Source organism: Luteococcus sp. (assembly GCF_043424415.1).
In the GTDB taxonomy this organism is placed as follows: domain Bacteria; phylum Actinomycetota; class Actinomycetes; order Propionibacteriales; family Propionibacteriaceae; genus Luteococcus.
In genome coordinates this window covers 1-10,914 of the sequence record NZ_JBHWOO010000307.1, presented here as the reverse complement: position 1 = coordinate 10,914, position 10,914 = coordinate 1, and the positions used below count along the sequence as shown (strand labels likewise).

11 protein-coding genes are annotated in these 10,914 nt (G+C 69.6%); 7 read left to right on the top strand and 4 right to left on the bottom strand.

The features are described 5' to 3' along the window. From ACHFFZ_RS17165 to mnhG, 3 genes are all read left to right on the top strand, one after another. The coding region (locus ACHFFZ_RS17165) for a Na+/H+ antiporter subunit E (RefSeq protein WP_394277804.1) at positions 1 to 306 on the top strand (306 nt) is incomplete at its 5' end. Further along, positions 303 to 653 carry a monovalent cation/H+ antiporter complex subunit F gene (locus ACHFFZ_RS17160; protein ID WP_394277803.1) on the top strand — a complete coding sequence of 117 codons (351 nt, stop codon included), beginning with the start codon at positions 303 to 305 and terminating at the stop codon, positions 651 to 653. The genes ACHFFZ_RS17165 and ACHFFZ_RS17160, both read left to right, overlap by 4 nt. Then, positions 650 to 1,027: a monovalent cation/H(+) antiporter subunit G gene (gene mnhG / locus ACHFFZ_RS17155; protein ID WP_394277802.1), complete on the top strand. Its 378-nt coding sequence runs from the start codon at positions 650 to 652 to the stop codon at positions 1,025 to 1,027. Before ACHFFZ_RS17160 ends, mnhG begins: the two co-directional genes overlap by 4 nt. A 124-nt stretch (positions 1,028 to 1,151) precedes the next feature. Here the strand turns inward: mnhG and ACHFFZ_RS17150 are convergent, their stop codons facing one another. Then, complete coding sequence (locus ACHFFZ_RS17150) at positions 1,152 to 1,973, bottom strand: mechanosensitive ion channel family protein (protein WP_394277801.1); 822 nt, start codon at positions 1,971 to 1,973, stop codon at positions 1,152 to 1,154. 224 nt (positions 1,974 to 2,197) lie between these two features. Between ACHFFZ_RS17150 and ACHFFZ_RS17145 the strand changes: the two genes are divergently transcribed. After that, positions 2,198 to 2,695, top strand: a complete 498-nt coding sequence (locus tag ACHFFZ_RS17145; protein WP_394277800.1) for a DUF421 domain-containing protein — start codon at positions 2,198 to 2,200, stop codon at positions 2,693 to 2,695. A gap of 132 nt (positions 2,696 to 2,827) precedes the next feature. On the opposite strand, the gene ACHFFZ_RS17140 is transcribed toward ACHFFZ_RS17145, so the two are convergent. Beyond that, entirely contained in the window at positions 2,828 to 3,424 is a 597-nt protein-coding gene (locus ACHFFZ_RS17140; protein WP_394277799.1) for a TetR/AcrR family transcriptional regulator, read from the bottom strand. Between the two features lie 97 nt (positions 3,425 to 3,521). Here ACHFFZ_RS17140 and ACHFFZ_RS17135 point away from each other — a divergent pair, with 97 nt between their 5' ends. The 3 genes from ACHFFZ_RS17135 (at position 3,522) to betT (ending at position 8,927) form a co-directional block, all read left to right on the top strand. Next, the gene (locus tag ACHFFZ_RS17135; RefSeq protein WP_394277798.1) at positions 3,522 to 5,018 is read left to right on the top strand and encodes an aldehyde dehydrogenase family protein; all 1,497 of its coding nucleotides are present in this window, start codon (positions 3,522 to 3,524) and stop codon (positions 5,016 to 5,018) included. 88 nt (positions 5,019 to 5,106) lie between these two features. Beyond that, positions 5,107 to 6,867 carry a choline dehydrogenase gene (betA, locus tag ACHFFZ_RS17130; protein WP_394277797.1) on the top strand — a complete coding sequence of 587 codons (1,761 nt, stop codon included), beginning with the start codon at positions 5,107 to 5,109 and terminating at the stop codon, positions 6,865 to 6,867. Further along, complete coding sequence (betT, locus tag ACHFFZ_RS17125; protein WP_394277796.1) at positions 6,864 to 8,927, top strand: choline BCCT transporter BetT; 2,064 nt, start codon at positions 6,864 to 6,866, stop codon at positions 8,925 to 8,927. The genes betA and betT overlap by 4 nt, the downstream gene beginning before the upstream one ends. A gap of 19 nt (positions 8,928 to 8,946) precedes the next feature. Here the strand turns inward: betT and ACHFFZ_RS17120 are convergent, their stop codons facing one another. Both ACHFFZ_RS17120 and ACHFFZ_RS17115 read right to left on the bottom strand, forming a co-directional pair. Further along, entirely contained in the window at positions 8,947 to 10,527 is a 1,581-nt protein-coding gene (locus tag ACHFFZ_RS17120) for a hypothetical protein (protein ID WP_394277795.1), read from the bottom strand. A gap of 104 nt (positions 10,528 to 10,631) precedes the next feature. Next, positions 10,632 to 10,829, bottom strand: coding sequence for a hypothetical protein (locus ACHFFZ_RS17115; RefSeq protein ID WP_394277794.1), 198 nt, complete (start codon positions 10,827 to 10,829; stop codon positions 10,632 to 10,634). Positions 10,830 to 10,914 lie beyond the last annotated feature (85 nt).

Here is a 10,914-nt window from a genome sequence, read left to right as displayed (position 1 = left end):
CCCCGCCCGGTGGGGCGGGGCAGCCTGGTGGACGTGCAGCTGCACCTGCACGATGACCTGCGACGCACCATCATCGCCGAGTTCACCTCGCTGGTGCCTGGCACGGTCGTCATCGACGTGCACCCCGAGACCAGCATCCTGACCATCCACGTGCTTGACATCACCGACGAGGACCAGCTCCGGCGGGAACGGGAGAACATCTGGGCGCTGGAGCGGCGTGTCGCCGCGGCGCTGGAGGTGCGTCCCACGCCCTTGGATGACCAGCACGACCAAGCAGGCCAGGACAATCAGGAGGGGGACCGATGAGTCTCGAGGCGGTGATCGACGTCCTGCACGTGCTCAGCGTCGTGGTGCTGACCATCTCTGCGCTGCTGGCCGTGGCACGGATCGTGGTGGGCCCCACGGTGCTGAACCGGGCGCTGGCCAATGACGTGCTGGTGGCCACCCTGGTCTGCACACTCGGCCTGGAGGCGGTCATCAGTGACCACTCCAGCACCTTGCCCATCCTGATCAGCCTGTCCCTGCTCGGCTTCATCTCGACGGTGGCGATCTCGCGCTTCGTGGCGCGCGACATCGACGAGGACGAAACGACCGTGGCCGCCCCCGGCCTGCCGGCCGAACCGGGCGGGGCACGACGGAGGGATGGGCGATGACCGGGCAGCTGCTCGACCTGTTCAGCGCACTGTTGCTGCTGGCCGGCTCCCTGCTGTGCCTGTGCGCGGCGGTGGGTCTGGCCCGCTTCCCCGACCTGCTCAGCCGGATGCATGCGGCGACCAAGCCACAGGTGTTGGGCCTGGTGCTGGTGCTGCTGGGCACCGGCCTGGGGATGCGTTCCGGCCTCGACGTGGGGATGCTCGTGCTGGTGGCGGTCTTCCAGCTGCTCACCACGCCCGTGGCCTCGCACATGATGAGCCGCAGTGCCATGCGGGCCGGCCAGGTCTCCGTGCCCAAGGACTTCCGTGACCTGTCGCACGAGGAGATTTCGGGGGCGGATGCCTCTGCGAAGGGCCTGCCCCGCGACCGGTGAGTTGGCTTTGCCTGAGCTCGTGGAGTCCGAGGGGAAGCACACTGTGGCGGCTCCAGCACGATCCCGACCATGAGGTGCGCGACGAGGACCACCAGGCGATGCAGCAGCTCTTCCTATGGCTGGGCTAGGCGCTACGAGCGTGGGAGCAGTCCTCCAGCAGCTGGCGGGCGCTGGGGCCGGGCTCGATCACGAGGACGTCCGATCCAGTCTTCACCCCGTGGGTGCGAAGGGCCGTCAGCACCGCCAGGATGACGTCGTGGCGGGCTGCTCTGGCCTCGAGCTGGAGTGCTCCCGACCAGAAGCGCAACTCCAGGCGTACCGTCGTGGTGCCCACCTCTGCCAGCAAGGCATCGGGGGCCGGCTCGTCGAGCACCGAGGGCAGTTGGCGCATGGCCGCCACCGCCACGCCTCGGGCAAGCTCGAGGTCCGCGGCGTCGTCGATGTCGATCGCCACTGTGGTACGGATGTGTTCGAAACCGGTCTGCACGGTGACCACTTTGGAGTGCAGGACTCCGTTCGGGACCACCACGAGCCGACCGTCATAGGTGCGCAGAGTGGTGGATGTGATGTCGATGCGCACGATGCTGCCGGCGTGGTCCCCAACGGCGATCTGGTCGCTGATGCGGAACTTGTCGCGGCTGACCAGGATGATGCCAGCGAACATGTTTCCCAGGACGGTCTGGAAGGCGATACCGGCGGCGATCGACACCACACCCACCCCGCCCAGCACGTCGACGGGTCGGATGCTGGGAAAGGTGATCGTCAACCCGGCGCCCACGAAGAGGAATATCACGCCCCATCCGGTGAGGCGGCCGAAGACGGCGGCAGAGCTGGGACTGCGGTGCCTCCAGACCAGGAGGTGGGCGACCGTGGCTCGGGCCAGATGCGCGACCATCCACCCCAACAGGACGACGGCGAGTCCGGCGAGGATGCCATTGGCAGTCACCGGTGGCAGCCCCTTCACCGCGTGCCGCCACTGATGTTGGCGGTCCGCTTCCCGTGAGCGTCTGGGAGCTCCTGGGCGATGGTCTGCTTCGGGGTGATCGTCGTGGACACGGGGCCTCCTGGGTGTGGGGGCAGTTGGGCAGGGGTACGGTCATGGTAGCTGCGGGGATGCGCAGCCCCGCCACGACTCTGACGTGTGCGGCCGACCGACGAGAAGGTGCGATCATGCCCAGCTCTTCCATGATGCTGTGCATCCTGCTCACCACTGTGCTGGCCTACGTGGTGGTCGTCGGCCTGCTGCGCCTAGCGGGCCCACGGGTGCTGTCCAAGCTCAACGCCTTCGATCTGGTGGTGACCGTCGCGGTCGGTTCCCTCCTCGCCAGTGTCATCACCCATCCCGGGCCGCAGGCGGTCACGGGGCTGCTCGCGCTGGTGACCCTCATTGGGCTGCAGGTCCTGCTCACGCGGTGGACCTCGAGCCATCCGGGCCGTGACGGGGTCATCAGGGCAGAGCCGGTGGTCGTGGTGCGCAATGGTGAACTGTTGGAGGAGTCGCTTCTCCAGGCGCGGCTCACTCCACGGGAGGTGAACCAGGCGGTGCGCTCGAGCGGTTTCGGCGGCCTCGATGTCGTGGCGGCGGTGTTTCTGGAGACCGACGGGACGCTCTCGGTCATCGGCCGCGCATCGGTGGGTGACGGCTCCGCCCTGGATGCCCTGCACTGACCGGACCTTCCGGGGGGCTCACTTCGGGGAGTGAGGGTCCCCGGGCCACCAAGGTGCCCGCTCGAAGAGGTGGTGGAGTCCCGGTCATGGCTCGGTACGCATGCGGTCGCAGGATTGCGTCCGACCAAATGGTCAGTGCGTTCGCTCCCGCGTCGCCACCCAGGCCACCAGCAACCGGGCCGTGGCCTCGCCCTGGTCGATGGCCAGCTCCCAGGGCTGGCGCAGCATCATGGCCAGCGTTCCGCAGTAGGTGACCATGAGGGCCTCTGCCAGCTCCGGGGAACGCTCGCCGCCAACGGGGGTGGCAAGCCGGACCAGACGCTCGCGCAGCAGCTGGGTCTCCTGCTGCAGGACGCGGGAGATGCCCTCGGTGGGGTGGGGCAGCGTTGCCGCTGTGCCGCTGAAGGCACACCAGCGCTCGGTCATCCGGTCGGTCTGGTAGCTGCGTAGGGCGGTGAACACGGCGAGCAGTCGGCCCGTGTCGTCCGAGGCCTCCTCGATGGCCGCATCCCACACCTCGGTCCACTCGGCCAGGCGCCGCTCCAGCGCTGCCTCCAGCAGCCCGTCCTTGTTGCCGAAGTGGGCATAGAGGCTCGCGGGGGAGGCCCCTGCCTGGGCAAGGATCCGGTCCACCGGCGTGGCGACGGCGCCCACCTGGAAGAAGAGCTCGTCGGCGGCGTCCAGGAGGCGCTCGCGCACGGGGGTCCGCGCGGGCGTATGGGCGGTCATGGAGTGAGTGTAACGTGCGTTTTCCTGAAACGACCGTTACTGTCGAGGGGTCGGCGAGCGACGTCGGCACCCCCTGACCGCCGATCCCAGGAGAGCCATGCCCCAGCTGTACATCGACGGACGCTGGCAGGACGCCGCATCCGGCGCCACCCGCGAGATCCACTGCCCGGCCGACGGAGAACTCGTCGCCACCGTCGCCGAGGGCGACGAGCGCGATGCCGAACTGGCCATCGCCGCCGCCCGCGCCGCCTTCGACGAGGGCACCTGGCCCAGCACCCCTGGCCCCGAGCGCGGCCTGCTGCTGCACCGCCTGGCCGACCTGCTCACCGAGGAGAAGGAGGAGGTCGCCCGCCTGGAGGCCCTCGACACCGGCAAGCGCATGGTGGAGGCCCGCCTCGACATGGACGACATCATCAGCGTCTTCCGCCACTTCGCCACATTGGCCGCGGCCGAGGCCGGACGCGTCGTCGACCCGGGGATGCCCGGCATCAGCTCCCGCGTGGTCACCGAGCCCGTCGGCGTCTGCGCCCTGATCACCCCGTGGAACTACCCGCTGCTGCAGACCTCCTGGAAGGTCGGCCCGGCCCTTGCTGCCGGCAACACCTTCGTCCTCAAGCCCAGCGAACTCACCCCGTCCACTGCCATCTGGCTGGTCGACGCACTGGATCGCCTCGGCCTGCCCAAGGGCGTGGCCAACCTGGTGCTCGGCCCCGGCGCCACGGTCGGCGCCACCATGACCAGCCACCCCGACGTGGACCTGGTCAGCTTCACCGGCGGACTCGAGACCGGTCGCGGCATCATGGCCGCCGCCGCCCCCACGGTGAAGCGCGTCGCCCTCGAACTGGGCGGCAAGAATCCCAATGTCATCTTCGCCGATGCCGACATGGACGCGGCCATCGACAATGCGCTCACGGCCGTCTTCCTCGACTCCGGCCAGGTCTGCTCCGGCGGCACCCGCCTGGTGGTCGAGGAGTCGGTGCACGACCAGGTGGTCGACGAACTGGTGCGACGTGCCCGCCAGATCCGGCTGGGCGGCCCCTTCGACGAGCAGGCCGAGACCGGCCCGCTGATCAGCAAGCAGCACCGCGAGAAGGTCGAGGCCTATGTGGAGGCCGGCATCGCCGAGGGCGCGAAGCTCCTGGTGGGCGGCGAGCGCCCCGCCGATCCCGAGCTGGACAAGGGCTTCTACTACCTGCCGACCATCCTAGACGGCTGCACCAGCGAGATGAGCTGCGTGCAGGACGAGTCCTTCGGGCCGGTGCTCACCGTCGAGACCTTCAGCGGCGAGACCCGCGAGGCCGCCGAGGACGCCGCCGTGGCGATCGCCAATGACACCATCTACGGCCTGGCCGGTGCGGTGTGGAGCCAGGACGCCGGACGCGCCGAGCGCGTCGCCAAGCGCCTGCGCCACGGGACCATCTGGATCAACGACTACCACCCCTATGTCGCGGGGGCCGAGTGGGGCGGCATGAAGCAGTCCGGCATCGGCCGCGAGCTGGGCCTGGCCGGCCTGCACGAGTACCAGGAGAGCAAGCACATCTGGCACAACACCTCCCCGGCACGCGCCGGCTGGTTCAGCGACGACCAGGCCTGAGCCACCACACCCCGGTGGCGACGCACACTGCGCGCTGCCGCTGGAGCACGATCCACACAGCAGTACGAACGAAGGAATGAGGAAACCCATGAAGCGTTACGACTACGTCATCGTCGGCGGAGGATCCGCCGGCTCCGTGATGGCCAACCGGCTCTCGGCCGACAAGAAGACCTCCGTGCTGGTGATCGAGGCCGGACGGGCCGACTGGCGCCTCGACCCGCTGGTCCACATGCCCGCCGCGCTGATGTTCCCCAGCGGCAACCCGCTCTACGACTGGGCCTATGAGTCCGAGCCCGAGCCGCACATGGGCGGCCGGCGCGTCAAGCACGCCCGCGGCAAGGTGCTGGGCGGATCCAGCTCCATCAACGGCATGATCTTCCAGCGCGGCAACCCCGGCGACTACGACAAGTGGGCCACCAACCCGGGCATGGAGCACTGGAGCTATGAGCACTGCCTGCCCTACTTCAAGCGCATGGAGACCTGCACCGCCGGCGCCGACGACTGGCGCGGCGGCTCCGGCCCGCTGCACCTGGAGCGCGGCCCGGCCAGCAGCCCGCTCTTCCAGGCCTTCTTCGAGGCCACCCGCCAGGCCGGCTTCCCGGCCACCGACGACGTCAACGGCTACCGCCAGGAGGGCTTCGCGCCCTTCGACCGCAATGTGAAGGACTCGCGCCGCTGGAGCGCCTCGCGCGCCTACCTGACCCCGGTGCGCAACCGCAAGAACCTCGACGTCGTCACCCTCGCCCAGGTCACCGGCCTGCGCATGGACGGCAACCGCGTCACCGGCGTCGACTACGTGCGCACCCCCGGCCGCAAGGCCGAGAGCGTCGAGGCCGGCGAGGTGGTCCTGTGTGGCGGCGCCTTCAACTCCCCGCAGGTGATGCAGCTGTCCGGCATCGGTGACCCCGCCGCGCTGGAGAAGGCGGGCGTGACGACGCGCGTCGAGCTGCCCGGCGTCGGCCAGAACCTGCAGGACCACCTGGAGGTCTACATCCAGCACGCCTCGGTGCAGCCGGTCTCCATCGCGCCGTGGCTGAACTACTGGAAGGCCCCGATCATCGGCGCCCAGTGGCTCTTCGGCAAGACGGGCGTCGGCGCATCCAACCACTTCGAGGGCGGCGGCTTCATCCGCACCGACGACCAGGTGGCCTACCCCAACCTGATGTTCCACTTCCTGCCCATCGCGGTGCGCTACGACGGCACCGCCGCCGGCGGCGACCACGGCTACCAGGTGCACGTCGGACCCATGAACTCCGACGTGGTGGGCGACGTGACGATCAAGTCGTCCGACCCCTTCGAGCACCCGGCGATCCGCTTCAACTACCTGTCCACCGAGCGCGACCGGCAGGAGTGGGTGCAGGTCATCCGGGCCGCCCGCCACATCCTGGCCCAGCCCGCCTTCGCCGCCTTCGACGGGGGAGAGCTCTCGCCCGGGCCGAGCGTGCAGACCGACCAGGAGATCATCGACTGGGTGGCCAAGGACGCCGAGACCGCGCTGCATCCCTCCTGCACCGCCGCCATGGGCACCGGTGAGATGTCGGTCACCGATCCCAGCACCATGAAGGTGCACGGAGTGGAGGGGCTGCGCGTCGTCGACGCCTCGGTCTTCCCGTCCATCACCAATGGCAACATCTACGCCCCGGTCATGATGGTGGCCGAGAAGGCCGCCGACCTGATCGTCGGCAACACGCCGCTGGCTCCCGAGCCGGTCCCGGTCTACCGTGCCGGCGCTGGCCTGCCCGTCTACCCCGAGGGCGACCCGCGCAATGCCTCCTGGAATGCCGTCGACGACATCCCCACCGCGATGCAGTCGATGGAGCGTGCCGGCCAGACCGAAGCCAGCGCATGAGCAGCTCGGTCAACACACTCCACCACCACGGCGTCGACAGTCCCGACGCCGTGGTGGTGGACCGCCCTCGTCCGAAGTGGCCTGTGCTGGGCGTCTCTGCCCTGGTGACGATCGTCATCGCCGCCTGGGGTCTGGGCGCTCCCAACCACGCCCTGCGCGTCCTGGGCCGGGTCGTGGGCCTCATCTCGGACTGGTTCGGCTGGTTCTACATCGCCCTGGCCACGGCCGTGCTGGCCTTCGTCATCGTGATGGGGATCCGGCACTCGCGGGTACGCCTGGGCCATGACACCGACCGGCCCGAGTTCAGCACCTTCGCCTGGGCCTCGATGCTCTTCGCCGCAGGCATCGGTACCGACGTGATGTTCTTCGCCGTCGCAGAGCCGGTGAGCCAGTACATGCTGCCGCCGCAGATGAAGGGCGAGACCTTCGAGGCGGCCCGCGAAGCGACCGTCTGGACGATGTTCCACTACGGCATCACTGGCTGGGGCATGTATGTGCTGATGGGAATGGCGCTGGGCTACTTCGCCCACCGCAAGGGCCTGCCGCTGGCGGTGCGCTCTGCCCTGCACCCGCTGCTGGGAAGGCGCATCAACGGGGCGGCCGGCGATGCAGTGGACGTGGCCACCGTGGTAGGCACCATCTTCGGCGTGGCCACCAGCCTCGGCATCGGCGTGGTCATGCTCAACGTCGGCCTGGACATCATGCTCGGCGTGGACCAGGGACTCACCGCCCAGGCCCTCCTCGTGGTGCTGGCCGTCGGGGTCGCCACGATCTCGGCGCTCACGGGCGTCGACAGGGGCATCCGTATCCTCAGTCAGCTCAACGTGCTGCTGGCCATCGCGTTGGCGGCGTGGGTGCTGGTGACCGGCGACACGACCTTCCTGTTGCGGGCCATGACGATGAACATCGGTGACTTCATCGCCATGTTCCCCGGCATGACGCTCGACACGATGGCCTATGACCACCCTGCCGACTGGATGGGCGCCTGGACGCTCTTCTTCTGGGCCTGGTGGATCGCCTGGGCCTCCTTCGTCGGCATGTTCCTGGCACGCATCTCGCGCGGTCGCACCATTGGCCAGTTCGTGCTGGGCACCCTGACCATCCCCTTCTGCTACATCGTGATGTGGGTGACCATCTTCGGCAATGCCGCGGTGAGCCAGATCCGCAATCGTGGTGACCAGGAGTTCGCGAAGCTGGCCATCGACAGCCCAGAACTGGGCTTCTACCACCTGCTGCAGCAGTACCCGCTGCCGATGGTGATGGTGGGGCTGGCCACCTTCGTCGGCCTGCTCTTCTACGTCACCAGTGCCGACTCCGGCGCGCTGGTGATGGCGAACCTGTCGAGCCACCTGCCCGACAGCGAGAGCGATGCCCAGCCGGTGCTGCGCATCTTCTGGGCCGTGGCCACAGGCGTGCTGACCGTCGCGATGCTGGCGGTGGACGGCATCGCTGCTCTGCAGAATGCCACGATCATCATGGGGCTGCCCTTCGCCTTCGTGATGGTGATGGTGATGGTGGGCCTGCACCGGGCTCTGGAGGGCGAGCGGGTGCGTCGTGACGCAGCCCGGGCCTCCATCACTTCCTCGCTGGTGGGACGCGAGAGCACCGCGGCCCCGGGTTCGTGGCGCACCCGGCTGGGTGTGAGCTTCGGCGCCGTCACCGATCGCCAGGCCGGTCGCCACCTGGAGAAGGTGGTCGTCCCGGCGCTGGAGGCGGTGGGCATGGAACTCGAGGACCGCGGGGCGCTGGCCCGAGTCGTCGAGGAGGAGGCGGTCCCCGAGCGGCGCGTGTTGCGGCGGATGACGCTCGAGGTCGGCGAACCCGACTCCGAGACCCTCTTCCGCTACCCGGTGCGGCTTCGTCGCGTGCCGGCGCCGGCCTACGGTGCCCGCATGATCGAGGCCGACGACACCTCCACCCGCGTCGAGGTGGCCCTGCCCGGCGTGGCCGCCTATGACCTGATCTCCTACAACGAGGACCAGGTCTGCCACGACGTGCTGGATGCCTACGAGCGTCACCTGGAGGCGAACCGCGCCATCGTGGAGGCCTCCTTGGTCTGAGGCCAGTCAGGACGCGGTTTCAGCGCGAGAAGCGCACCAGGAGGGCGCTGCCCGGTTCGACCACGGTCGGGCCGGCGGCGCCCTTTCGCGTGCCCGGGCGCGCCAGGGGCTGCATCGTGGTGCCCGAGCGGGAATCCAGCGCGGTCCCGCGCAGCGACGAACCGTGGGTGGCGCGCAGGCCCTTCGGCGGGGTCAGGGCCAGCGTGGACGCAGGGCTGGTGGCCGGGTCGTGCAGGTTCACCAGCACCAGGTCGGTGCCGGAGCCGGAGGTGACGGTGTAGGCGATCACCGCCGGATCACTGGTGGTCACCTGGCGGATGGTGCCCGGACGCACCTGGGCGGTGAAAAGCATCGCGGTGAAGGTGCTGGTGCCGGTGATGCTGCGGGTGCCCGGGGGAGTGCAGACCGGGCTCATCGGGTTGCCCCTGCCGCACTCGGCCAGGGTGCTGTGCAGGTTGCTGCGACGGGCCCCGTTGCGGGCGGCGTTGAGCAGGAAGTCGACGCTCCACAGGGCATGGGCGTGGCTGCGCGAGACGGCGGCGCCGCCGCAGGAGGTGGGACCGGCCTCCTCCAGCCACAGCGGAAGCTCGTACCCGGCGGCGGTGCGGCGCGCCCGCTGGACCATCTCGCTGGCCCGGTCGTGCAAGGCAGGCGAGGTGAGGTTGGCGACGGTCGGGGCGGCCTGCGCATCACGCTCACCGACCCGGTCCGGGCAGGACCACAGGGGATACCAGTGCTGGCTCATCGCCACCGTGCCGGGAAGGCGGGCATCCCCGAAGGCCCGCCACCAGGTTGCGTCATAGGCTCCCGGCCCGGCCACCGGTAGTCCCGGGACCCGTCGGTGGATGGCCGTGACGTACTGCCGTGCCTCACCCACCCACTGCTGGGGCGACCAAGCGTCGTCGCGCAGCCGCAGCTGCTCCTGGGAGGCGAGGGCATAGCCATTGGGCTCATTGCCGATGCTGACGCCCAACAGGCGCTTGCCCAGTGCTCGCCGGGCATGCAGCGCCATGTCGGCGGCCCGCTCGGGATCCTTGTGCCCCAGGGGAAGTACCAGGGTCACGGTGGCGTCGACCGTCTCGGCCATGCGCCCCAGGCGCTGCAGGTCTGCCGGGGTGACGGTCTGCGTCGCCCAGGCGGGGCGGGCTTCCTGGCGGGAGGTCCACCACAGGCTGCGGTCCACCCGGTTCCCGCCAAAGCGCAGGGAAGGGCCGTCCAGGCCGTGGAGCAAAGTGGCAAGTGGCGAGCCCTCCGGCTCCCAGCGCGGGTCGGCCAGTTCCGTGGCCTCGAAGCTGAGCCCGACATTGGCATGGGTCCACTGGCCGACGGTCTGGTCTGCCGGGCGGGTGAGGTCGATCCGCAGGCTCGTGCCGGTCGACGGGGGCTGGCTCTGGGTGGGGGCATACGGGCCGAGGGGTCCGGCGGAGGATCCAGCCGGCAGCAGACCGGGAACCAGTGCGCGCAGTGCCGCCGTGGGATCAGGGGTGGCGGTGGCGCTGGGGGGCTTTGGTGCGGGCGTGGGTTCCGGGGTGGGGGAGCAGGCGCCGAGCGCCAGGGCCAGCGACATCGCCAGTGCGGCAGTGGTGGCGAAATTCCTCACACGCTCCAATCTATAGGAGTCGTCATAACTCACGTCGGGGGCGAGGACCGGCTGCCGGAGCCAGTTGGGGGAGCCCGGCTTGCGCGCTCCCGAGGGGGGTTGCCTCAGGCGGCGAGGTTGTAGTGGCGACGGACCATCCGGTCGCTGGGGTGGGCCGCGGGGAGCTCGTGGACGTCGGCCGGTTCCGCGTCGTGACCGCCAGGGGCGGGGCCTCGGGTGATGGCGAGCACCACCCGTGCCAGGATCGCGATCACCACGGACGCGATGCCGAGGACTGCTGCCATGCCGAGGATCTCTGCCATGCCCCAAGCCTCCCGCGCCGGCCACCGGCGGCACATCGGCTCGTTGGCTGGACTCCGCTGGTACCACAGGAGCACCACAGAGAGC